This is a genomic window from Variovorax sp. 679, from assembly GCF_003952185.1.
Lineage (GTDB): Bacteria > Pseudomonadota > Gammaproteobacteria > Burkholderiales > Burkholderiaceae_C > Variovorax.
Genome location: NZ_RXFS01000001.1, coordinates 650,124 through 672,513 on the forward strand (window position 1 = coordinate 650,124; position 22,390 = coordinate 672,513).

A 22,390-nucleotide genomic window follows, 5' to 3' on the forward strand; every position below is an offset into this window, starting at 1 on the left:
GGCTTTTGAAGCCCCCTGCAATCAACCGCGCAAAACTTCGAGTCCGCCGAGGTACGGGCGCAACGCCGCAGGCACATTGATCGAGCCGTCTTCGTTCTGGTGGTTTTCCAGCACGGCCACGAGCGTGCGGCCCACCGCCAGGCCGGAGCCGTTGAGCGTGTGCACGAGTTCGTTCTTGCCCTGCGCGTTCTTGAAACGGGCCTGCAGGCGGCGCGCCTGGAAGGCTTCGCAGTTCGAGACCGAGCTGATCTCGCGGTAGGTGTCCTGCGCCGGCAGCCAGACTTCGAGGTCGTAGGTCTTGGTGGAGCCGAAGCCCATGTCGCCCGTGCACAGCAGCACGACACGGTACGGCAGCTCCAGCGCCTGCAGCACGGCCTCGGCGTGGCCCGTCATCTGCTCGAGCGCGTCGTAGCTCTTCTCGGGGTGCACGATCTGCACCATCTCGACCTTGTCGAACTGGTGCTGGCGGATCATGCCGCGCGTGTCGCGGCCCGCGCTGCCGGCTTCTGAACGGAAGCACGGCGTGTGAGCCGTGAGCCTGATCGGCAGTTGCGACTCGGCCACCACCTCGTCGCGCACGAAGTTCGTCAGCGGCACTTCGCTGGTCGGAATGAGGTACAGCGCCGAATGGTCGGGCGCGGGCTCGCCGTCCTGGCCGCCCTTCTTCGCGGCGAACAGGTCGCCTTCGAACTTGGGCAGCTGGCCGGTGCCGCTGAGCGTGGCGGCGTTGACGATGTAGGGCACGTAGCACTCGCTGTAGCCGTGCTTCTCGGTCTGGATGTCGAGCATGAACTGCGCGAGCGCACGATGCAGGCGGGCGATCGGACCCTTCATGACCGTGAAGCGCGAGCCCGCGAGCTTGGCGCCCATCTCGAAATCGAGGCCCAGTGGCGCGCCGAGGTCGACGTGGTCCTTCGGCGCGAAGGCCAGCGGCGTGGCGTTGGCATCGGCGCCGCCTTGCGGAGCCCAGCGGCGCATCTCGACGTTGCCGGTCTCGTCCTCGCCGACCGGCACGCTGGCGTGCGGCAGGTTGGGCACGGCGAGCAGCAGCGCGTGCAGCTCGGGCTGGATCTCGTCGAGGCGCTTCGATTGCGACTCCTGCTCGGCCTTCAGCGCGTTGACCTCGGCCATCAGCGCATCGACCGATTCGCCCTTGGCCTTGAGCGGGCCGATCTGCTTGTTCAGCGTGTTGCGGCGCGCCTGGATTTCCTCGGTTCGGGTCTGCAGCGTCTTGCGCTCGGCCTCGAGCGCGGTGAACGCCGACACGTCGAGATAAGGCTGGTTCTTCTTGCGTTTTTCGAGGCCGGCCACTGCGGAGGCCAAGTCTTTGCGGAGCAGGGTGATGTCAAGCATGGGGGGATTTTAGGTGGGCGTAGCATCGGCGCCCCACCACCCCACCTCGAAGGGATTCAACGATGGAAGCCTATCTGACATTCAACGGCAACGCCGCCGAAGCGCTCGCGTTCTACGCCAGGGCGCTGGACGGCAAGGTTGTCTTCAGCATGACCTTCGGCGAGAGCCCGGCTGGCGGCGACACGCCCGCTGCCTACAAGGACAAGATCATGCACGCCACGCTCGAGGCCCGCGGCCACAAGCTGATGGCCTCCGATGCCCCGCCCGAATGGCCTTTCGAGGGCTACAAGGGCTTTTCGCTGTCGGTGCAGGCCAACAACGTGGACGAGGGCAAGAAGCTGTTCGACGCGCTGGCCGCAGGCGGCCAGGTGACGATGCCTTATGGCCCGCAGTTCTGGGCCACGGGCTTCGGCATGCTGACCGACAAGTTCGGCGTGGCCTGGATGGTGAACTGCGAGAAGTAGAGCCCCCCGGCTTTTCACTGCGCTTCGCTCCGTGTAATTCGCCACCCCCCAAGGGGGAGGCGCGGCTCGCCTTGGGGCGGCCCGGCGGCGGCCGCCCTGCTTTTCAGGCGACTGTCGAAGGATCGACGTTCGCCCCGCAGACGATCAGGCACACCTTCTCGCCCGCGCCCGGCACGTAGGCACCGGTCTGCAGCGCCGCCAGCGGCAGTGCTGCGGCCGGTTCCACTGCCAGCTTCAGTTCCTTCCACAGCCACTGCTGGGCGGCGCGGATGGATTCGTCGGACAGCAGCAGCGCCTGCCGCACCTGCTGCTGCGTGATTTCCCACGAAATGGCGCCAATGCGGCGCGCGCCGAGCGAGTCGGCCGCGATGCCGCCCACTTCCACATCGACCGGCTCGCCGGCTTCGCGGGCACGGAACAGCGTGGGCGCCTTCTCGGGTTCGAGTGCCACGACGCGGGCGCGCTGCTCGAACCACGCGGCGAGGCCGCCGATCAGGCCGCCACCGCCCACGCTCACCAGCACTGCATCGGGCAGGCCGCCCTGCTGCTCGATCTCGCGGCCCAGCGTGCCGGCACCGGCCACCACTTCGGGCTGGTCATAGGCATGGGTGAGCAAGGCGCCCGATTCCTTCTGGCGCGTCAGGCACGCGGCCAGCGCATCGGGATACAGCTCGCCGACGACGACCACTTCCGCCCCCAGCGCACGCAGCCGCGCGCGCTTGGCTTCGGGCGACACGCCCGGCAGGAACACCTGGCAGGGCACGCCCAGCGCGCGCGCAGCGGCGGCCGTGGCGATGCCCGCGTTGCCGCCGGAGGCGACGACCACGCCGCTTTGCGGGATGTCGTTGGCCAGCAGCCGGTTCATCATGCCGCGCGCCTTGAAGCTGCCGCTGACCTGCGTGTGCTCGAGCTTGAGCCAGATCTCGGCGCCCGGCGCCTCGATGCCGAAGGCCGCCGCAGGCAGTTTCCACAGCGGCGTTTCGCGCAGGAAGTGGCCGGCGCGCTCGCCCAGTCTTTGCGAGGCGCTATTGATTTCGGAGCGCCAGTCGATGGTTTGCGTGTGATTCAAGAGATGTGTCCAGGAGGCGGAATGTCGTCGAGCTTGAGGCCCTTGGGGAGCGGGAACTTGATGGTCTCCTCGATGCCGTCCATCTTGCGGACCGACACCGCGCCGAACGCACGCACGCGGTCGATCACCTCGCGCACCAGCACTTCGGGGGCCGAGGCGCCGGCCGTGAGGCCGATGCGCGTCTTGCCCTCGAACCACTCGGGCTTCAGTTCGGCGGCCGAATCGACCATGTAGCTCTCGGTGCCCAGCCGCTGCGCCAGTTCGCGCAGCCGGTTGCTGTTGGAGCTGGTGGGGCTGCCGACCACGATCACGAGGTCGACCTGCGGGCTCATGATCTTCACCGCGTCCTGGCGGTTCTGGGTGGCATAGCAGATGTCCTGCTGCTTGGGCTCGCGCACGCTGGGAAAGCGCGCGCGCACCGCGGCGGCGATGTCGGCGGCATCGTCCACGCTCAGCGTGGTCTGGGTGACCACCGCGAGCCTCTCGGTCTGCGCCGGCGAGACCTTCGCCACGTCTTCCACGTCTTCCACGAGGTGGATGCCGCTCGACAGCTGGCCCATCGTGCCCTCGACCTCGGGGTGCCCCTTGTGGCCGATCATGATGAACTCGTAGCCCTCCTTCGCGAGCTTGGCGACCTCGACGTGCACCTTGGTCACCAGCGGGCAGGTGGCGTCGAAGATCGAGAAGCCGCGGTCGCGCGCCTCCTGCTCCACCGCCTTGCTCACGCCGTGCGCGCTGAACACCAGCGTGGCGCCGGGCGGCACGTCGGACAGTTCCTCGATGAAGATCGCACCCTTGGACTTGAGCTCGTTCACCACGTAGGTGTTGTGCACGATCTCGTGGCGCACATAGATCGGCGCGCCGAACTTGGCGATGGCGCGCTCGACGATCTCGATGGCGCGGTCCACGCCCGCGCAGAAGCCGCGCGGCTCGGCAAGGATGACTTCGGAGATGCCGGTGGTGTTCATAGCACGCCGATGAGCTTCACTTCGAAGGTCACGGGCTGGCCCGCCAGCGGATGGTTGAAGTCGAAGCGCACGCCGGTCTCGTTCGATTCGATCACCGCGCCCGCGTAGCTGCCCGTGCCGTCCGGCGTGGGGAACTGCACCACGTCGCCGACGGCGTACTGCTCGTCGGGGTCGCCCATCTGCGCGAGCAGCTTCCTGGCCACCCACTGCTGCATGTCGGGATTGCGATCGCCGAAAGCCTCGCCGGCGGGCAGCTCGAAGGTGGCGTGCGTGCCCTCTTCCAGGCCCATCAGGCGCTGCTCCATGGCTGGAGAAAGCTCGCCGGTCCCCAGCGACAGGGTCGCGGGCTTGTCGGCAAAAGTGTTGATGATGTCGCCCGCCGGGCCGGCCAGCCGGTAGTGCAGGGTGAGAAAAGAGCCGGAATTCACGACTTGGGACATGGAGCAGCGGAGGTGGGCAAAGAGAGGGAGGTGTCCCGATAAACTGGGCTTCATTTTAAGGACCGGGACTTCCACCCGGCTCCGCCAAGGTTTCACCCAGGGTTTCATGGCATTCAAGGACCTCCCTCTAGACGCCCGCCCGCGCGAAAAGCTCATCTCGCGCGGCGCTTCCGCGCTGGCAGACGCCGAGCTGCTGGCCCTGCTGCTGCGCACCGGCGTGGCGGGCAAGAACGTGCTGCAGCTCGCGCAGCAGCTGCTCGAACGCTTCGGCGGGCTCTCGGGGCTGCTGCACACCGGCGCCGAAGACCTCAAGTCGGTCAAGGGCATGGGCGGCAGCACCAAGCGCTCCGAACTGATCGCGGTGCTCGAGCTGGCGCGCCGCGCCATGGGCGAAAGACTGCGCGAGCGCGCGGTGTTCGACTCGCCCGAGACGGTCAAGCAGTACCTGCAGCTGCACATCGGCACGCGCCCCCACGAAGTGTTCGCGGTGGTCTTCCTCGACGTGCAGCACCGCCTGATCGCGCTGGAGGAAATGTTCCGCGGCACGCTCACGCAGACCAGCGTCTATCCGCGCGAGGTGGTCACGCGCGCCATCCACCACCGGGCCGCGGCCGTGGTGCTGGCGCACAACCACCCCAGCGGCAGCCTCGAGCCCTCGCGCGCCGACGAATCGCTCACGCAGACGCTGCGCGCCGCCCTCGCGCTGGTGGACGTGCGGGTGCTCGACCACATCATCGTAAGCCCCGGACAGAGCCTTTCGATGGCCGAAAAGGGATTGATCTGATGGCCGCGCGCTCCCCTTCCCTCAAGAACCTCGCCGACCTCAAGCAGGTGCAGCGCGCGCTCGCCGAAACCCGCGAGCGCGAAGCCGCCGAGGCTGCAGCCAAGGCCCAGGCCGAACGCAAGCGCGCCGCCGAGAAAGACCTGTTCGCCCGCGCCATCGGCGCCACCGAGCCGCTGCGCCGCAAGGCCGTGGTGCCGCTCGCGCCGGAGCCACCCGCCCCCATCCCGGTGCAGCACCAGCTCGACGAGCAGCGCGTGCTGCGCGAATCGCTCTCCGACGAGTTCGACGTGACCACGCTGCTCGACGTGGACGACGCCATGAGCTTCCGCCGGCCCGGCATCGGCACCGACGTGACGGCACGGCTGCGCAAGGGCGACTGGGCCATCCAGGCGCAAGTCGATCTGCACGGGCTGCGCAGCGACGAGGCGCGCGAGGCGCTCGGCAGCTTCATCCGCAATGCCAACAAGCAGGGGCTGCGCTGCGTGCGCGTGGTGCACGGCAAGGGCCTGGGCTCTCCGGGCAAGCAGCCCGTGCTCAAGACCAAGACCCAGCGCTGGCTGATCCAGAAGAACGAGGTGATCGCCTTCGTGCAGGCCAAGCCGGCCGAAGGTGGTGCCGGGGCGCTGGTGGTGCTGCTGGCGCCTGCGCGGCGCTGAGCCGCACGGAGCCTTCCGCGTTTCCTCAGGCCAGCAGGTTCTTCAGCGGCACCGCTGCATCGGCCACTGCCGCCGCATCCGGGCTGCGGCCCGCTTCGAGCAGCTTGCGGCTCATCATGTGGTCGACCGGCGCGTTCACAGATTCGACGCACACGAGCTGCCCGTCGACGTAGTGGAACAGCGAGAACGCTTCAGGCTTCGGCCCCGCGCGGCGCACGCTGCTCAGGCCCGGCGTGCCCTCGGCCGGCATCAGGCCGACCATCTGCAGGCGCATGCTGCCCTGGTCGGACCAGAACCACGCTATCGCATCGTGCGCACGCGCCGCGCCGGTCAGCGTGGCGACCGCCGTGCGCGCCTGGTCGTTGGCGTTCTGCACCGATTCGAGCCGCAGCGCGCGGCCCGCGCGGCGGTCGGGAAAGCGCGTGCAGTCGCCCACTGCGAGCACGTCGGTCGCGCTGGTCTGCATGTGGCCGTCGACCACGATGCCGTCCGCGCACTCGATGCCGGCCGCCTGCGCGAGCACTGTCTCCGGCACGGCGCCGATGCCCAGCAGCAGCAGGTCGACCGGCTGCTTCACGCCGTTGACCTGCAGCGACACCAGCCGGTCACCCTCGACCTCGAACGCGCCCGTCCGTGCGCCGAGCACGATGTCGATACCCGCCGCGCGATGCGTGGCCAGCACGTGCGCCGACAGCTCGGGCGACACGGCGCGCCCCAGCAGGCGCGGCGCGCTCTCGATCACCTGCACCGTCTTGCCCAGCGCCTTGGCGGTGGCCGCCACTTCGAGCCCGATGAAGCCACCGCCGAGCACCGTCACGCTTTGGGCCGCTGCGAGCCGCTCGCGCAGGCGATGCGCTTCGTCGGCCGCGCGCAGGCTCGCGACGTTCTCGAGGCCCGGCTTCAGGTCGGGCATCTGGCGTGCCCGCGTGCCGGTGGCCAGCACCAGCTGTTGCCACGGCAGGATCGCGCCCGAACGCAGCGTGACGGTGTGCGCCTCGCGGTCGATCGCAACGGCGGCATCGCCCAGGTGCAGCGTGATGCCCGCTTCGCGATACCAGTCGGCGGCCTTGTGCGGCTGCGTGGTTTCCTCCGCGCTCTTGAGGAATGCCTTGGAGAGCGGCGGCCGGTGATACGGCTCGCAAGCCTCCTCGCAGACCAGGTGCACGCGCGCGCCCTGCCCGGCTTCAGCAAGGCCGGCGCAGAGCTGGGCCGCGGCGTGGCCGCCGCCGATGATGACGATGGAATTCATGGAGAAGCGTCTTTCGAAGTCGTTGTGTGTTCTGGCCGGCGGTCATTCACCGCGATTGCGCATCCAGTCGGCGGTCTTGAAGAAAGAGTCGCGCAGACGCGCGCGCAAGTCTTCGGGCACTTCGGTCTCCCCCATCGCCTGATCCATGCAGGCCAGCCACTGGTCCCGCTCCTTGATGCCGATGGTGTGGCCGCCGATGCTCTGCGGCAGGTGGCGCGCGCGCAGCATCGGATGGCCGAAGCGGTCTGTGTAGTGCTGCGGCCCGCCCAGCCAGCCGCACAGGAACCAGAAGAGGCGCTGGCGCGCGTTGTCGAGGCTGGTGCCGTGCACGGCGCGCAGTTGCGCATAGGCCGGTTCGAGGTCCATCAGGTCGTAGAAGCGCTCGACCAGCGCCTCCACCTTGGGCTCGCCGCCGATCCAGTCGAACGGCGTGCCGGCGGGCGGCTTTTCTTGAATCTGCATGGGCGGAAGTATCCCTTGAGGCGTCCTCTAGACCTGCACGAGGCCCGGAATGCCCACATCGGGGTTCACGTCGGCCTCGTAGTCGACGCCCTCCACCGCAAAGCCGAAGAGGCGCAGGAACTCGGTCTTGTAGCCCGCGAAGTCGGTGAGCTCGTCGAGGTTGGCGTCGGTCACCTGCGGCCAGAGCTCCAGCACGCGCGACTGCACCTGCGGCGCCAGTTCCTTGTAGTCGGCGCGCAGGCGGCCTTCCTCGTCGATGTGCGGCGTGCCGCCGTAGAGGCTTTCGGCGTAGAGCCCGTGCACCTGCTCGATGCAGCCCTCGTGCGTGCCCTGCGCCTTCATCACCTTGAACAGCAGCGACAGGTACAGCGGCATCATCGGAATGGCCGAGCTGGCCTGCGTGACCACCGCCTTCAGCACCGACACGCGTGCGTCGCCGCCCTTGGCTGCCAGCTGTGCGCGAATGTCCAGCACCTTCTGGTCCAGGTCCTTCTTGGCCGCGCCGATGGAGCCGTTCCAGTAGATGTCGTGCGTGATCTGCTCGCCCAGGTAGGTGAAGGCCGTGGTCTTCGCGCCGTCGGCCAGCACGCCGGCCTGCTGCAGCGCGTCGATCCACATCTGCCAGTCTTCGCCGCCCATCACGGCCACGGTGTTGTCGATTTCTTCCTGCGTCGCGGGCTCGAGCACTGTTTCCTTCACGGTCCCGCTGTCGGTGTCGAGACCGCGCAGGTTCACCGCCTTGCCGATGGGCTTGAGCACCGAGTTGAAGACCTGGCCGGTCTTCGGATGCGTGCGCCGCGGCGCGGCCAGGCTGTAGACCACGAGGTCGACCTGCCCGAGATCGGCACGGATGGTGTCGATGACCTGCTGCTTCATCGCATCGGAAAAGCCGTCGCCGTTGATGCTCCTGGCGTAGCGGCCTTCGGCGTGTGCCGCGCGTTCGAAGGCGGCGGTGTTGTACCAGCCGGGCGAGCCGGGCTTGGTCTCGCTGCCGGCGCGCTCGAAGAACACGCCGAGCGTGTCGGCACCGCAGCCGAAGGCGGCCGTGATGCGCGCGGCCAGGCCGTAGCCGGTCGATGCGCCGATCACCAGCACCTTCTTCGGACCGCCTTCGATGGCGGGCCTGGCCTTGACGTATTCGATCTGCTGGCGGACGTTGGCTTCGCAGCCGGTGGGATGAGTGGTGACGCAGATGAAGCCGCGCACGCGGGGTTTGATGATCATGAGGATCTCGCTCGAAGAGATGCTGGAGGAAGGCGGGAAGGACCGGGAGAAAGGCGCCCGAAGCGCTTTTTTTTGCGCCGCGAATTTAACCCAGCCCGAAAAGGCGGCCTTCAGCTTAACCATATGCATATGTCGATTGACGATTTAATAATCAGGGGTTTTATTGATATGGTCTCGCCCCTCTGCTTTCCACCAAGGAGAAGAACATGCGCATGAACCTGATTGCAGCCGCGGCCGTCGCCGCTTCCACTTTCCTGCTCGGCACCGTCGCCCACGCCGACCAGCTGGCCGACATCAAGAAGAAGGGCGAACTGGTCGTCGGCGTGCTCGGCACCGACGAGCCCGCGACCTTCGTCGATCCGAAGACGCGCCAGATCGTCGGCTACGAGGTGGACCTGGTGAACGCCATCGCCAAGAAGATCGGCGTGAAGCCGGTGCTCAAGCAGATCGCTGTGGCCGCGCGCATTCCGGAACTGCAGCAGGGCCACGTGGACCTGGTGGCCGCCGGCCTCACGCACAACAAGGAGCGCGAGGCGCAGATCGATTTCTCGCTCACCACCTTCGTCACCGGCCAGAAGGCCATCGTGAAGAAGGACAGCGGCATCAGCGAAGTGCCACAGCTCGCAGGCAAGAAGGTGCTGACCATCCGCGGCGGCACGCAGGAGCCCAACATCCGCAAGGCCGTGCCCAACGTCGAGGTCGTGACCTTCGACACGAGCCAGCAGGCCTTCCAGGCACTGCAGCAGGGCAAGGGCGTGGGTTATGTGGACGACGAGGCAGCGCTGCTGCGCAGCTACGCCAAGCTGGGCCCGCAGAAGGCGCAGTACGTGGTGCTCAAGCAGAACCTGAGCACCGAGGCGCTGGCCATCGGCATCAAGAAGGGCGAGACCGGCCTGAAGGCCGTGGTGGACGACACGCTGCGCGAGCTCGAGAAGTCGGGCGAGGCGCAGAAGATCTTCATCAAGTGGTACGGCCCTGACACGGCTTCGGGCTTCCAGACCCGCGACTTCAAGCTCGAGAGCGACAAGATCGACTGATCCGCCCTCCTCCCGGGACTTTGCCTTTCGCCTTCCCCATTCGGGGAGGGCCGGGACGGGGCCAGCGGCCCCCGCCCCTCGCGGCGGTGATACTGTCGCCCCCCATGCCCCTGTTCGACTATTCCTTGCTGCTCACCGGCAAGTACCACGACATGCTTGTCGCGGGCCTGCTGCTGTCGTTGCAGCTGCTCGCGGCATCGCTGGTGCTGGCGCTGCCCATCGCGCTGGTGGTGGCACTGCTGCGGCTGTCGCCCCTCGCGCCGCTGCGCTGGCTCGGCTTTGCGTACGTGGAGTCGATCCGCAACATCCCGCTGCTCGCGCACATGCTGTTCTGGTATTTCGGCGCGCCCGAGCTTTTGCCCGAGGGCATCAAGCAGTGGCTCTACGCAGGGCACATCGAGGCCTACAGCGCCATCATCGCGCTCGCGCTGTACACGGCAGCCTTCATGGCGGAAGACATCCGCAGCGGTATCCGCGCGATTCCCACCGTGCAGTTCGAGGCCGGCCGGGCGATGGGCTTCAGCTACCTGGCCACCATGCGCCGCGTGGTGCTGCCGCAGGCGCTGCGCGTGACCATTCCGCCGCTGATCTCGCAGACGCTGAGCCTGTGGAAGAACACCTCCATCGCCACCGTGATCGGCGTGGCGGAGCTGATGTACCAGGCCGGCCAGGTGGAGAGCGCGACCTTCCGCAGCTTCGAGTCCTTCGCGTTCGCGAGCGCGGCGTACCTGAGCGTGTCGCTCGCCATCACGGCCATCGCCACCTGGTATCACCACCGGTATCCGGTGCGGACGATCTGAGGAAGGCAACGGCGCGATGCTTCAGATCATCAACGACTACTGGGTCTACTTCCTCATCGGGCAGTACCCGAACGGCCCGCTCGGCGGGCTGGTGCTCACGCTGCTGCTGGCCTCCTGCGGGCTCGTGCTCGCGCTGCCGCTGGGCATCGTGCTCGGGCTCGCTCGCGTGAGCCCGTGGCGCTGGCTGCGCTGGCCGGTCACGGGCTTCGTGTACGTGGTGCGCGGGCTGCCGCTGCTGATGGTGATCTTCTGGGCCTACTTCTTCCTGCCCAGCGTCACCGGCGTGAAGACAGACCAGTTCACCACCATGCTGATCGCGCTGGTGGTGTTCGACGCCGCCTACCTCGCCGAGATCGTGCGCGCCGGCATCCAGGGCCTGCCGCGCGGGCAGATGGAAACCGCCCGCGCGCTGGGCCTGGGCTACGGCGCCGCGATGCGCCTCGTGGTGCTGCCGCAGGCGCTGCGCAGCATGCTGCCCTCGCTGGTGAACCAGTTCGTCTCGACCATCAAGGAGACCTCGCTGGGCTACATCATCGGGCTGGCCGAGGTGTCGTTCATCGCGACGCAGATCAACACGCAGGTGTTCACCAAGCCCGCGCAGATCTACCTGATCCTGGGCGGCACGTACTTCATTCTGTGCTTCGGACTGTCGCGCTTCGCCTACTGGCTCGAACGCCGGCTCGCGCGCCGCGGCATGTCCACCGTCGCACCCAAGGTGTCCGCATGATCGAACTCGAAAAAGTCAACAAGTGGTACGGCAGCTACCACGCGCTGGTCGACGTGACCGAGACCATCCACAAGGGCGAGGTCGTCGTCGTGTGCGGGCCCTCGGGCTCGGGCAAGTCGACGCTGATCCGCACCTTCAACCGGCTGGAGCCGATCCAGTCGGGCCGCATCGTCGTCGACGGCCAGGACATCCACGCGCCGGGCCTGGACGTGAACGAATTCCGCTCGCGCATCGGCTTCGTGTTCCAGCAGTTCAACCTGTTCCCGCATCTCACGGTGCTGCAGAACTGCACCATGGCGCCGATGCAGCTGCGCGGCCTCACGCGCAAGCAGGCCGACGAGCGCGCGATGGCGCTGCTGAGCCGCGTGGGCCTGTCGAACAAGGCCAATGCATGGCCGGGCGAGCTGTCGGGCGGCCAGCAGCAGCGCGTGGCGATCGCCCGCGCGCTCGCGATGCAGCCGCCGCTGATGCTGTTCGACGAGCCCACCAGCGCGCTCGACCCCGAGATGGTCGGCGAGGTGCTGCTGGTGATGCGCGACCTCACGCGCGACGGCATGACCATGGTCTGCGTCACGCACGAGATGGGCTTCGCTCGCGAAGTGGCCGACCGCGTGCTCTTCATGGACGAAGGCAAGGTGCTGGAGCGCGCCACGCCGGACGACTTCTTCAACCGGCCGCAGCATCCGCGCGCGCAGCAGTTCCTGTCCGACATCCGATCGCCTTTTGCGAGAGACGCATGACCGACAACACCACCCTCCCCCTCATCGACGTCGCCGCACTCGTGGATGGCACGGACGGGCGCGACGCCGTCGCCGCGCAGATCGGCGCCGCATGCCGCGCCCACGGCTTCTTCTACGTGACCGGCCACGGCGTCGATGCCGCGCTGGTGAAGCGGCTCGAAGACCTGAGCCACCGCTTCTTCGAACTGCCCGAGGAAACCAAGATGCAGTGGCGCATGGCCCTCGGCGGGCGCGCGTGGCGCGGCTACTTTCCGCTCGGCGGCGAGCTGACCTCCGGCCGGCCCGACTGGAAAGAAGGCCTGTATCTCGGCACCGAGTTGCCCGCCACGCATCCGCTGGTGCAGGCAAAGACGCCGGTGCACGGGCCCAACCTGTTCCCCGACGTGCCGGGCTTTCGCGAGACCATCCTCGAGTACATGGCAGCCGTCACGCAGCTGGGCCACCGGCTGATGGAAGGCATCGCGCTGAGCCTGGGCCTGGAGGCGGGTTACTTCGCCGAGCGCTACACGGCCGATCCGCTGATCCTGTTCCGCCTCTTCAACTACCCGTCTCAGCCGGTGCCCGAAGGTCTCGACGTGCAGTGGGGCGTGGGCGAGCACACCGACTACGGGCTGCTGACGATCCTGCACCAGGACCACATCGGCGGTCTCGCGGTGAACACGCCCGGCGGCTGGATCGATGCGCCGCCGGTGGCGGGCTCGTTCGTCTGCAACATCGGAGACATGCTCGACCGCATGACCGGCGGGCTCTACAAGTCGACGCCGCACCGCGTGAAGCGCAACACCTCGGGGCATGACCGGCTGTCGTTCCCACTGTTCTTCGATCCGAATTTCGAGGCGCGCGTGCAGCGCATCGAGGGTCTCGCGGGCGCGGAGGCTCGCGACGACAGCGCCGAGCGCTGGGACCGCGCCAACGTCCACGCCTTCCGCGGGCGCTACGGCGACTACCTGCTCGCGAAGGTGTCGAAGGTGTTTCCGCAGTTGCGCGACGAAGTGCTCTGAATGGCTGGAGCAGGCCCAGGCTCATCGAGGAAGGCGTCTTCCCATCGCTCGATCTCGGCATCGGGGTCGGAGATGGGCACGAGCTTGTCGCTGCGGCAGTAGAAGGTCCAGCCCTCGAACAGCACGTCGTAGTAGGTGCCGGGCAGGTAGCGCTCGCTGGGGGCCTCGTAGGGCAGCGAGGCCACTTCCACGATCCGGCCCACGGCACGCTCCGTGAAAGGCGACGCCAGGCAGCTGTCGACCACGTGGCAGAGCATGCCGATCTTGATCATGCGGGCTGCTGCCTCTCCGCCGGTTGCGGAAACCAGCGCGGCAGATGCGCGACTGCATCGTGCAGCGAATCGAGCACATGGAACGCCCGCTCGACGATGGACGCGGGCGGGTGCTTCAGATCGGGCACGACCACCACGCGCAGGCCCGCCGCCAGCGCGGCCTTGGCGCCGTTCTCGCTGTCCTCGAAGGCGATGCATTCCGCCGGGTCCACGCCCAGTCGTTCGGCCGCGAGCAGGTAGAGCGCCGGGTCGGGCTTGGCGCGCGCCACTTCGTCGCCGCCCGCGAAGGCCGAGAAATGATGCAGCACGCCGAGGCTGCCCAGGCAGGCCTGGATCTGCCCGCTGGTCGACGACGAGGCCACGGCGCAACGCGTACCGCGTTCGTGCAGCGCGGCCAGGAACTCGGCCGCGCCGGGCTTGATGGGGAACAGCGGCGTACCGTCGGAGCGCTCCAGCTGAAGGCGCCGGCGGACATGGGCCACGGCGTGGTCGTAGGCGTCCGGCCCGCCCAGCAGCGATGCGAGGATGTGCTCGGACTCGGCGGTGGCCAGCCCCACCACCTGCAGGTACTGGCTGTGCGAAAGCTCGATGTCGAGCGTGCGGGCGGCCTCGATCCAGGCAGCCATGATGGGGCGCTCCGAGTCGATCAGCAGCCCGTCCATGTCGAAGATTGCAGCGGTGAACATCGGGGCATCCTAATGAAAAAGGGGCCGAAACGGCCCCTTTTGGATGATTCTGGAAGAACCGCTCAGTCGCGCGCCAGCGCCCGGTTCAGTCCCAGCGCCGCCAGCGTGGCGATCGCGCCCGACAGCAGGTAGACGCTCACGTAGGCCAGGCCGAAGTGGGCCGAGAGACCGAGGGCGACCAGCGGAGCGAAGGCCGCGCCGATCAGCCAGGCCACGTCGGCCGTGAGCGCGGCACCGACGTAGCGGTATTTCGGCGCGAAGTTGGAAGTCACGGCGCCGGCCGCCTGGCCGTACGACAGGCCCAGGATCACGAAGCCAAGCAGGATGAAGATGTCCTGCCCGATGCGGCCGCCGTCGAGCAGCGTGGGAGCGAAACCGCTGAAGGCCGCGATCACGGCAGCCAGGCCACCCAGGGTGAAGCGGCGACCGATGCGGTCGGCCAGCAGGCCCGAAGCCACGATGCCGGCAGCGCCGAAGGCCGCGCCGATCATCTGGATCACCAGGAACTCGGTGACCGACTGGTCGGAATACAGCGTGATCCACGACAGCGGGAACACCGTGATCAGGTGGAACAGCGCGTAGCTGGCCAGCGCGGCGAACGCGCCGATCAGGATGTTGCTGCCCTGGGAGCTGACCAACTCGGTCACGCTGGTGGGCTCCAGTTCACGCTCTTCGAGCAGGCGCGAGTACTCGTCGGTGGCCACGAGGCGCAGGCGGGCGAACAGCGCCACCACGTTGATCGCGAAGGCCACGTAGAAGGAATAGCGCCAGCCCCAGTCGAGGAAGTCTTCCGACGGCAGGCTCGAGTACAGGTAGGCGAACAGCGCGCTGGCGATGAAGAAGCCGATGGGAGCGCCCAACTGGCCCAGCATGGCGTACCAGCCACGGCGGTTGGCGGGCGCGTTCAGCGCCAGCAGCGACGGCAGGCCGTCCCACGAACCGCCCAGCGCCAGGCCCTGGCCGAAACGGAACACCGACAGCAGCACGATGGCCGTGAAGCCCAGGCTCGAATAGCCCGGCAGGAAGGCGATACCGGCGGTGGAGGTGCCCAGCACGAAAAGCGCCAGCGTGAGCTTGGCTTCCCGCCCGAAACGTCGCTGGATCATCATCGAGATGACAGTTCCGAACGGACGTGCGATGAAGGCGAACGAGAAGATCAGGAACGAATAGAGAACACCCTCAAGGTGCTGCTCGAACGGGAAGAAGACCGCCGGGAACACCAGCACCGAGGCGATGCCGTAGACGAAGAAGTCGAAGTATTCGGAGGCGCGGCCGATGACCACACCGACCGCGATCTCGCCGGGGGCGATGTGCGAGTGGTCGTCGCCCTGCCGGGCGCCGCCGTGATCGGCCGGATTCGGCAGCGGCTGTGCGCCTTGCGAAATGATGCTGGACGTCGTCATTGCTTGCTGTAATTCAGGTGTAACGCCGCGGCGCGACACCATAAGACCATGGGAGACCCCAGAGCGTCGCACCGAATCACATTTACCGCCATAGGACAAAACGTCCAATAGGCGAAACCCGTCTTCGAGCGTAGATTGTGGGGTCTTTTTGCGTCGCCCCTGCACCTCTTTTCCCCCGGCATGCACATCCTCAAGAACCTTCGCCGAGCACTCCTGCTGCTCTCCGCCATGCTACTGGCGGGCTGCAACACGGTGCTGATGAACCCCTCCGGCGACATCGCCCATCAGCAGGGACGCCTCATCGTCGTCTCCACCGTGCTGATGCTGATCATCATCATTCCGGTGATCGCCCTGACCATCTTCTTTGCCTGGCGCTATCGCCAGTCGAACAAGGAGGCCACCTACAGCCCCGACTGGGACCACTCCACCCAGCTCGAGCTGGCGATCTGGGCGGCGCCGCTGCTCATCATCATCGCGCTGGGCGCCATCACCTGGATCAGCACCCACGTGCTCGACCCCTACCAGCCGCTGCGCCGCCTCGACGCCCAGCGCCCGATCCCGGCGGAAACCAAGCCGCTGACGGTCGAAGTGGTGGCCCTCGACTGGAAGTGGCTCTTCATCTACCCCGAGCAGGGCATCGCCACGGTGAACGAACTGGCCGCCCCGGTGGACCGCCCGATCACCTTCAAGATCACGGCCTCCTCGGTCATGAACTCCTTCTTCATCCCCGCGCTGGCCGGCCAGATCTACGCCATGCCGGGCATGGAGACCAAGCTGCACGCGGTGATCAACAAGCCGGGCGAGTTCGAAGGCTTCTCCGCCAACTACAGCGGCGCCGGCTTCTCGGGCATGCGCTTCAAGTTCCACGGCCTGAGCAACGAAGGCTTCGACCAGTGGGTCCAGAAGGTCAAGACCGGCAAGGACGGCGAACTCTCGCGCGATCTCTACAAGAAGCTCGAAGTGCCCAGCGAGCGCGAGCCCGTGCGCCACTACCCCACCGTTGCCTCCGACCTGTACGACGCGATCCTCAACCAGTGCGTGGACCGCAACAAGATGTGCATGAAGGAAATGATGGCCATCGACGCCAGCGGCGGCATGGGCAAGCCCGGCGCCTTCAACGTTGCCACCAAGCAGGCCTGGGACATCGACTCGCTCGATACGCCCAAGCGCAAGTACGTCACCGCGATGTGCACCACCGAAGAATAAGATGTTGCAGAACCTAGACCTGACGAAGCTCGTCTTCGGCCGCCTCACCTGGGAGGCGATTCCCCTGCACGAGCCGATCCTGCTCGTGACCTTTGCCGGCGTGATCCTGGGCGGCCTGGCCGTGCTGGGCGCACTGACCTACTTCAAGCTGTGGGGCATGCTGTGGCGCGACTGGATCACCAGCATCGACCACAAGAAGATCGGCATCATGTACATCATCCTGGGCCTGGTGATGCTGCTGCGCGGCTTCGCCGACGCGCTCATGATGCGGGCCCAGCAGGCCATCGCCTTCGGCGACAACGCCGGCTTCCTGCCGCCTCACCACTACGACCAGATCTTCACCGCCCACGGCGTGATCATGATCTTCTTCGTGGCGATGCCGCTGGTCACGGGCCTCATGAACTTCGTGGTGCCGCTGCAGATCGGCGCGCGCGACGTGGCCTTCCCGTTCCTGAACAACTTCAGCTTCTGGATGACCACCTTCGGCGCCGGCCTCGTGATGGCGTCGCTGTTCGTCGGCGAGTTCGCCAAGACCGGCTGGCTGGCCTACCCGCCGCTGTCGGGCATTCTCTTCAGCCCTGACGTGGGGGTCGACTACTACATATGGTCGTTGCAGATAGCGGGGGTGGGCACATTGCTTTCCGGCGTGAACCTGCTGGCCACCATCGTGAAGATGCGCGCGCCCGGCATGACCATGATGAAGATGCCCGTCTTCACCTGGACCGCCCTGTGCACCAACGTGCTGATCGTCGCCGCCTTCCCGGTGCTGACCGCCGTTCTGGCCCTGCTGTCGCTCGACCGCTACGCAGGCACCAACTTCTTCACGAACGACCTCGGCGGCAACGCCATGATGTACGTGAACCTGATCTGGATCTGGGGCCACCCCGAGGTGTACATCCTGATCCTGCCGGCCTTCGGCATCTTCTCGGAAGTGGTGTCCACCTTCTCCGGCAAGCGCCTCTTCGGCTACGCCTCGATGGTGTACGCCACGGTCGTGATCACCATCCTGTCGTACCTCGTCTGGCTGCACCACTTCTTCACCATGGGCTCCGGCGCCAGCGTGAATTCGTTCTTCGGCATCACGACGATGATCATCTCGATCCCGACGGGCGCGAAGATCTTCAACTGGCTCTTCACCATGTACCGCGGCCGCATCCGCTTCGAGCTGCCCATGATGTGGACCATCGGCTTCATGATCACTTTCGTGATCGGCGGCATGACCGGCGTGCTGCTGGCCGTTCCCCCGGCCGACTTCGTGCTGCACAACAGCCTGTTCCTGATCGCCCACTTCCACAACGTGATCATCGGCGGCGTGCTGTTCGGCATGCTGGCGGGCATCACCTACTGGTTCCCGAAGGCCTTCGGCTACAAGCTCGACCCGTTCTGGGGCAAGTGCTCGTTCTGGTTCTGGATCGTCGGCTTCTGGTTCGCCTTCATGCCGCTGTACATCCTGGGCCTGATGGGCGTCACCCGCCGCATGAGCCACTTCCAGGACATGTCGCTGCAGATCTGGTTCCAGGTCGCCGCCTTCGGCGCCGTGCTGATCGCACTGGGCATCGCCTCGTTCATCATCCAGCTGGTGGTGAGCTTCTTCCGCCGCGAATCGCTGCGCGACGCCACGGGCGACCCGTGGAACGGCCGCACGCTGGAGTGGGCGACCTCGTCGCCGCCGCCGGCCTACAACTTCGCGTTCACGCCGCGCGTGCATGACAACGACGCCTGGTCCGACATGAAGGCCCGCGGCTACCAGCGCCCGCTGGAAGGCTTCAGCCCGATCCACATGCCCAAGAACACGGCCGCCGGCTTCATCATCGCGGCGCTGGCTGCGGTGTGCGGCTTCGCCCTGATCTGGCAGATGTGGCTGGTCGCCGGCATCGGCTTCGTCACCATGCTCGCCGCCACGATCATCCACACCTTCAACTACAAGCGCGACTACTACATCCCCGCGGAAGATGTCGTCCGCACCGAAGACGCGCGCACGCGCCTGCTGGCTGCCAATGTCTAATACCACCGCTATCTCTTCCCCTGGCAACGTGGCCGCGAGCGCGCCCGCGTTCGAGGTCTTCAACGTCCGCAACGAAGACCACCACCCCGAGAACGGCACGCTGCTGGGCTTCTGGCTCTACCTGATGAGCGACTGCCTCATCTTCGCCTGCCTGTTCGCGGTGTACGGCGTGCTGGGCCGCAGCTATGCGGCCGGCCCCTCGGGCGCCGACCTGTTCGACCTGCCGCTGGTGGCGATCAACACCTCGCTGCTGCTGCTGTCGTCCATCACCTACGGCTTCGCCGTGCTCGAGATGCAGAAGCGCCGCATGCGCGGCATGCTGATCTGGCTGGCCATCACCGGCCTGCTGGGCGCGGGCTTCATCGGCCTGGAGCTGTACGAGTTCGCGCACCTGATCCACGAAGGCGCGGGCCCGCAGCGCAGCGCCTTCCTGTCGTCGTTCTTCGCGCTGGTGGGCACCCACGGCCTGCACGTGACCTTCGGCATCGTCTGGCTCATCGTGCTGATGATCCAGCTGCCCAAGCACGGCTTCACCGCCGCCAACCGCCGCCGCCTGATGTGCCTGTCGATGTTCTGGCACTTCCTGGACGTGGTCTGGATCGGCGTCTTCACCTTCGTGTATCTGATGGGATCGCTGCAATGAGCGCGCACACCGAAACCGCCGGCCACGGCGCACATGGCCACGACGACCACGGGCACGACGACGGCCCGGTGAGCCACAGCACCTTCAAGGGCTACATGACCGGCTTCGTGCTGGCCGTGATCCTCACCGCCATTCCGTTCTGGCTCGTGATGGCCAAGGTCTTCGACAAGCCCAACACCACCGCGCTCGTCATCCTGGCCTTCGCCGTGGTGCAGATCGTGGTGCACATGGTGTACTTCCTGCACATGGACGCCAAGTCCGAGGGCGGCTGGAACATGCTGGCGCTCATCTTCACGCTCGTGCTCGTGGTCATCACGCTGGCCGGTTCGCTGTGGGTCATGTACCACATGAACACCAACATGATGCCGCACTCGATGCACGACATGAAGAACATGCCCTGATGGCGGAGCAGGCCGCCCGCCAGCGCTCCACCGCCGCACGGGTGGCGCTGGCGGTCTGCGCAGTCCTCGCCTTCGCCGGGTTCTTCGCGCTCGGCACCTGGCAGGTCGAGCGCAGGGCCTGGAAGCTCGATCTCATCGCACGCGTCGACCAGCGCGTGCATGCCCCGGCGGCCACGCCGCCCGGGCGAACCGAATGGCCCACGGTCAACGCGGCCAACGACGAATACCGGCATGTCCGCCTTGCCGGCACCTTCCTCCACGACAAAGAGACGCTGGTGCAGGCCAGCACCAAGCTCGGCGCCGGCTTCTGGGTGCTGACCCCGCTGCGCAACAGCGCCGACGGCAGCGTGGTGCTCGTCAATCGCGGCTTCGTGCCGCCCGAAGCGCAGAAGCGCACGGCCCGCACCGCACCCGAGCCCCAGGGCGAAACCACCGTCACCGGCCTGCTGCGACTGACCGAGCCCAAGGGCGGCTTCCTGCGCAAGAACGATCCGGCAGGCGACCGCTGGTTCTCGCGCGACGTGCAGGCCATTGCGGCCGCGCGCGGCCTGAACGACGCGGCGCCCTACTTCGTCGATGCCGAGGCCGCGCAAGCCCCCGCAACCGGCGCCGACACTCCCGCCTGGCCGGCCGGTGGCCTGACGGTCATTGCCTTTCCCAACAGCCACCTCGTCTACGCCCTGACCTGGTATGGCCTGGCCCTCATGGTGCTGATCGCAGCCTGGTTCGTGCGGCGCAGCGAAAATGCGGCCCATGCCGACGCCAGCCCCGTCACCCAAGATGCCCGCCGCGACGGCTGAGTCCGCCGCGGTCGCGGGCGAGCTGCACGCCCCGCGCGCCGGTGTCGCGAGCCTGGACAACGCCATCGGCCACCAGAACATGCAGCAGCTGATACAGCTGCGCTGGTTCGCCGTGGTCGGGCAGGTCGCCACCATCCTGGTGGTGCACTACGGCTTCGAGATCCGGCTGCCGCTGGACCACATGCTGCAGGTGCTGGCCTGCCTCGCCCTCTTCAACATGGTGAGCCTGCTGCGCTCGCGCAGCCACCGGCGCGTGACAAACGGCGAACTGTTCCTCGCACTGCTGGTCGACGTGGCCACGCTCACGGCGCAGCTCTACCTGAGCGGCGGCGCGACCAACCCCTTCGTGTTCCTGTTCCTGCTGCAGGTGACGCTGGGCGCGGTGCTGCTGAAGGCCTGGTCGACCTGGACCATGGTCGTCATCACCAGCATCTGCTTCGCCGGGCTGGCGCTGTTCTCGCGCCCGCTGGCGCTGCCGCTGGACCATGACCGGGGCCTGTGGAGCCCCTACATCCAGGGCATGCTGGTGTGCTTCGCACTGAACGCGGCGCTGCTCGTCATCTTCATCACCCGCATCAGCCGCAACCTGCGCGCGCGCGACGCGCGGCTGGCCGACCTGCGCCAGCGCGCCTCGGAAGAAGAGCACATCGTTCGCATGGGCCTGCTGGCCTCGGGCGCGGCGCACGAGCTGGGCACTCCGCTGGCCACGCTGGCCGTGATCCTCGGCGACTGGCGCCGGCTGCCGCACTTCAGCTCCGATCCCGAGCTGCTGACCGAAGTTGCCGAGATGGAACTGCAGATCCAGCGCTGCAAGAGCATCGTGAGCGGCATCCTGCTGTCGGCCGGCGAGGCGCGCGGCGAATCGTCGGAAGAAACCACCGTCAGCACCTTCCTCGACGATCTGGTCGAGGAATGGCGCACCACCCGCCCGGTGGAGGACTTCGAGTACGACAACCGCTTCGGCCGCGACCTGCCCATGGTTTCCGACTCTGCCCTCAAGCAGATGATCTGCAACGTGCTCGACAATGCGCTGGAGGCGTCGCCGCACTGGCTGCGCCTCGAGGCGGCGCACGACGCCGACGCACTGACGATCACCGTCACCGACGCGGGCCCCGGCTTCCTGCCGGCCATCCTCAAGGAGTTCGGCAAACCCTACCAGTCGAGCAAGGGCCGCGCGGGCGGCGGGCTGGGGCTGTTCCTGGTGGTGAACGTGGCGCGTACCGTGGGCGGCCGCGTCGCCGCGGCCAACCGGCCGGAGGGCGGCGCCATCGTGAAGATCACGCTGCCGCTCGCGGCCATCGTGCTCGAGGAAGAAGAGACGGAAGTGGACGACGACGCGGACGACGAGGAAGCCCTCGCCGCCGCCAGCAGGACCATCGGAATGGAAGGCAATGAGCGAAACAGAAGCTGAGCAGCGCCAGTTGCTGATCGTCGAAGACGACGGCGCCTTCGCGCGCGCGCTCGGCCGCTCGTTCGAGCGCCGCGGCTATGGCGTGACGCATGCGAGCAACCTCGCTGAAGTGGAAGCCCTGCTGGCCGGCGCCACGCCCGGCTACGCGGTGGTCGACCTCAAGCTCAACGGCGAGGCATCGGGCCTGGCCTGCGTGCAGATGCTGCACCGGCACAACCCGAAGATGCTGATCGTGGTGCTGACAGGCTTCGCCAGCATCGCCACTGCCGTGGAAGCCATCAAGCTCGGCGCCTGCCACTACCTGGCCAAGCCCTCGAACACCGACGACATCGAGGCCGCCTTCGGCCGCGCCACCGGCACCACCGAGGTGGAGCTGACCAACCGCTCCACCTCCATCAAGACGCTCGAATGGGAGCGCATCCACGAGACGCTGGCCGAGACCGGCTTCAACATCTCGGAGACCGCGCGCAGGCTCGGCATGCACCGGCGCACGCTGGCGCGCAAGCTGGGCAAGCAGCAGGTCAAGTAGCCAACCGGCTTTCATCAGACAAACCACCCTTGCGCACGGATCGACGATGACTTCTTCCCT

General features: G+C 67.1%; 25 protein-coding genes. 15 read left to right on the top strand and 10 right to left on the bottom strand.

Translation table 11 applies throughout. The features are described 5' to 3' along the window. Window positions 1-21: 21 nt before the first annotated feature. Window positions 22-1,353, bottom strand: coding sequence for a serine--tRNA ligase (gene serS / locus EJO71_RS02990; RefSeq protein ID WP_125946871.1), 1,332 nt, complete (start codon window positions 1,351-1,353; stop codon window positions 22-24). Window positions 1,354-1,415: 62 nt separating this feature from the next. Between serS and EJO71_RS02995 the strand changes: the two genes are divergently transcribed. Next, a complete protein-coding gene (locus tag EJO71_RS02995) occupies window positions 1,416-1,817 on the top strand; it encodes a VOC family protein (protein ID WP_125946870.1) in 402 nt (133 codons plus the stop codon). 103 nt (window positions 1,818-1,920) lie between these two features. Here EJO71_RS02995 and EJO71_RS03000 read toward each other — a convergent pair whose 3' ends face one another. From EJO71_RS03000 to EJO71_RS03010, 3 genes are read right to left on the bottom strand one after another with little or no spacing between them, the layout of a single operon-like run. Further along, window positions 1,921-2,886 carry a threonine/serine dehydratase gene (locus EJO71_RS03000; RefSeq protein ID WP_125946869.1) on the bottom strand — a complete coding sequence of 322 codons (966 nt, stop codon included), beginning with the start codon at window positions 2,884-2,886 and terminating at the stop codon, window positions 1,921-1,923. After that, the gene (ispH, locus tag EJO71_RS03005) at window positions 2,883-3,854 is read right to left on the bottom strand and encodes a 4-hydroxy-3-methylbut-2-enyl diphosphate reductase (RefSeq protein WP_125946868.1); all 972 of its coding nucleotides are present in this window, start codon (window positions 3,852-3,854) and stop codon (window positions 2,883-2,885) included. The genes EJO71_RS03000 and ispH overlap by 4 nt, the downstream gene beginning before the upstream one ends. Then, window positions 3,851-4,294, bottom strand: coding sequence for an FKBP-type peptidyl-prolyl cis-trans isomerase (locus tag EJO71_RS03010; RefSeq protein ID WP_125946867.1), 444 nt, complete (start codon window positions 4,292-4,294; stop codon window positions 3,851-3,853). Before EJO71_RS03010 ends, ispH begins: the two co-directional genes overlap by 4 nt. A 106-nt stretch (window positions 4,295-4,400) precedes the next feature. Here EJO71_RS03010 and radC point away from each other — a divergent pair, with 106 nt between their 5' ends. Further along, window positions 4,401-5,078 carry a DNA repair protein RadC gene (gene radC / locus EJO71_RS03015; RefSeq protein ID WP_125946866.1) on the top strand — a complete coding sequence of 226 codons (678 nt, stop codon included), beginning with the start codon at window positions 4,401-4,403 and terminating at the stop codon, window positions 5,076-5,078. Further along, a complete protein-coding gene (locus EJO71_RS03020; protein ID WP_125946865.1) occupies window positions 5,078-5,734 on the top strand; it encodes a Smr/MutS family protein in 657 nt (218 codons plus the stop codon). The genes radC and EJO71_RS03020 overlap by 1 nt, the downstream gene beginning before the upstream one ends. 25 nt (window positions 5,735-5,759) lie before the next feature. On the opposite strand, the gene EJO71_RS03025 is transcribed toward EJO71_RS03020, so the two are convergent. The 3 genes from EJO71_RS03025 to fabV are packed head-to-tail and all read right to left on the bottom strand — an operon-like array spanning window position 5,760 to window position 8,669. Continuing rightward, the gene (locus EJO71_RS03025; protein WP_125946864.1) at window positions 5,760-6,983 is read right to left on the bottom strand and encodes an FAD-dependent oxidoreductase; all 1,224 of its coding nucleotides are present in this window, start codon (window positions 6,981-6,983) and stop codon (window positions 5,760-5,762) included. Between the two features lie 42 nt (window positions 6,984-7,025). After that, window positions 7,026-7,445 carry a group II truncated hemoglobin gene (locus EJO71_RS03030; protein WP_125946863.1) on the bottom strand — a complete coding sequence of 140 codons (420 nt, stop codon included), beginning with the start codon at window positions 7,443-7,445 and terminating at the stop codon, window positions 7,026-7,028. 27 nt (window positions 7,446-7,472) lie between these two features. Next, complete coding sequence (gene fabV / locus EJO71_RS03035) at window positions 7,473-8,669, bottom strand: enoyl-ACP reductase FabV (protein WP_125946862.1); 1,197 nt, start codon at window positions 8,667-8,669, stop codon at window positions 7,473-7,475. A gap of 206 nt (window positions 8,670-8,875) precedes the next feature. On the opposite strand from fabV, the gene EJO71_RS03040 reads away from it, so the two are divergent. From EJO71_RS03040 to EJO71_RS03060, 5 genes are all read left to right on the top strand, one after another. Beyond that, complete coding sequence (locus tag EJO71_RS03040) at window positions 8,876-9,706, top strand: ABC transporter substrate-binding protein (RefSeq protein ID WP_125946861.1); 831 nt, start codon at window positions 8,876-8,878, stop codon at window positions 9,704-9,706. Window positions 9,707-9,810: 104 nt separating this feature from the next. Then, entirely contained in the window at window positions 9,811-10,506 is a 696-nt protein-coding gene (locus EJO71_RS03045) for an amino acid ABC transporter permease (RefSeq protein ID WP_125946860.1), read from the top strand. A 16-nt stretch (window positions 10,507-10,522) separates the two neighbouring features. Beyond that, window positions 10,523-11,233 carry an amino acid ABC transporter permease gene (locus tag EJO71_RS03050; protein ID WP_125946859.1) on the top strand — a complete coding sequence of 237 codons (711 nt, stop codon included), beginning with the start codon at window positions 10,523-10,525 and terminating at the stop codon, window positions 11,231-11,233. Beyond that, window positions 11,230-11,973, top strand: a complete 744-nt coding sequence (locus EJO71_RS03055) for an amino acid ABC transporter ATP-binding protein (RefSeq protein ID WP_125946858.1) — start codon at window positions 11,230-11,232, stop codon at window positions 11,971-11,973. Before EJO71_RS03050 ends, EJO71_RS03055 begins: the two co-directional genes overlap by 4 nt. Next, window positions 11,970-12,974, top strand: a complete 1,005-nt coding sequence (locus EJO71_RS03060; protein ID WP_125946857.1) for a 2-oxoglutarate and iron-dependent oxygenase domain-containing protein — start codon at window positions 11,970-11,972, stop codon at window positions 12,972-12,974. Before EJO71_RS03055 ends, EJO71_RS03060 begins: the two co-directional genes overlap by 4 nt. On the opposite strand, the gene EJO71_RS03065 is transcribed toward EJO71_RS03060, so the two are convergent. The 3 genes from EJO71_RS03065 to EJO71_RS03075 all read right to left on the bottom strand — a co-directional run bounded on the left by EJO71_RS03065 (window position 12,917) and on the right by EJO71_RS03075 (window position 15,335). Further along, the gene (locus EJO71_RS03065; RefSeq protein WP_125946856.1) at window positions 12,917-13,246 is read right to left on the bottom strand and encodes a hypothetical protein; all 330 of its coding nucleotides are present in this window, start codon (window positions 13,244-13,246) and stop codon (window positions 12,917-12,919) included. The two genes, EJO71_RS03060 and EJO71_RS03065, sit on opposite strands and share 58 nt — an antisense overlap. Then, window positions 13,243-13,932 carry an HAD family phosphatase gene (locus EJO71_RS03070; RefSeq protein WP_125946855.1) on the bottom strand — a complete coding sequence of 230 codons (690 nt, stop codon included), beginning with the start codon at window positions 13,930-13,932 and terminating at the stop codon, window positions 13,243-13,245. Before EJO71_RS03070 ends, EJO71_RS03065 begins: the two co-directional genes overlap by 4 nt. A 62-nt stretch (window positions 13,933-13,994) precedes the next feature. Further along, the gene (locus EJO71_RS03075) at window positions 13,995-15,335 is read right to left on the bottom strand and encodes an MFS transporter (protein WP_125946854.1); all 1,341 of its coding nucleotides are present in this window, start codon (window positions 15,333-15,335) and stop codon (window positions 13,995-13,997) included. A gap of 180 nt (window positions 15,336-15,515) precedes the next feature. Here EJO71_RS03075 and cyoA point away from each other — a divergent pair, with 180 nt between their 5' ends. Genes cyoA through EJO71_RS03110 form a run of 7 tightly spaced genes read left to right on the top strand, consistent with a single transcriptional unit; the run spans window position 15,516 to window position 22,330 of the window. Continuing rightward, the gene (gene cyoA / locus EJO71_RS03080; protein ID WP_125946853.1) at window positions 15,516-16,541 is read left to right on the top strand and encodes a ubiquinol oxidase subunit II; all 1,026 of its coding nucleotides are present in this window, start codon (window positions 15,516-15,518) and stop codon (window positions 16,539-16,541) included. Window position 16,542: 1 nt separating this feature from the next. Beyond that, window positions 16,543-18,546, top strand: coding sequence for a cytochrome o ubiquinol oxidase subunit I (gene cyoB, locus EJO71_RS03085; protein WP_125946852.1), 2,004 nt, complete (start codon window positions 16,543-16,545; stop codon window positions 18,544-18,546). After that, window positions 18,539-19,189 (top strand): cytochrome o ubiquinol oxidase subunit III, encoded by a 651-nt coding sequence (cyoC, locus tag EJO71_RS03090; RefSeq protein WP_093198004.1) that lies wholly within the window; start codon window positions 18,539-18,541, stop codon window positions 19,187-19,189. Before cyoB ends, cyoC begins: the two co-directional genes overlap by 8 nt. Continuing rightward, window positions 19,186-19,590, top strand: coding sequence for a cytochrome o ubiquinol oxidase subunit IV (gene cyoD, locus EJO71_RS03095; protein ID WP_093198007.1), 405 nt, complete (start codon window positions 19,186-19,188; stop codon window positions 19,588-19,590). The genes cyoC and cyoD overlap by 4 nt, the downstream gene beginning before the upstream one ends. Further along, entirely contained in the window at window positions 19,590-20,390 is an 801-nt protein-coding gene (locus EJO71_RS03100) for an SURF1 family protein (RefSeq protein WP_125946851.1), read from the top strand. The genes cyoD and EJO71_RS03100 overlap by 1 nt, the downstream gene beginning before the upstream one ends. After that, complete coding sequence (locus tag EJO71_RS03105) at window positions 20,344-21,801, top strand: ATP-binding protein (protein ID WP_240651239.1); 1,458 nt, start codon at window positions 20,344-20,346, stop codon at window positions 21,799-21,801. The genes EJO71_RS03100 and EJO71_RS03105 overlap by 47 nt, the downstream gene beginning before the upstream one ends. Beyond that, window positions 21,782-22,330 carry a response regulator transcription factor gene (locus tag EJO71_RS03110; RefSeq protein ID WP_125946850.1) on the top strand — a complete coding sequence of 183 codons (549 nt, stop codon included), beginning with the start codon at window positions 21,782-21,784 and terminating at the stop codon, window positions 22,328-22,330. The genes EJO71_RS03105 and EJO71_RS03110 overlap by 20 nt, the downstream gene beginning before the upstream one ends. Window positions 22,331-22,390 lie beyond the last annotated feature (60 nt).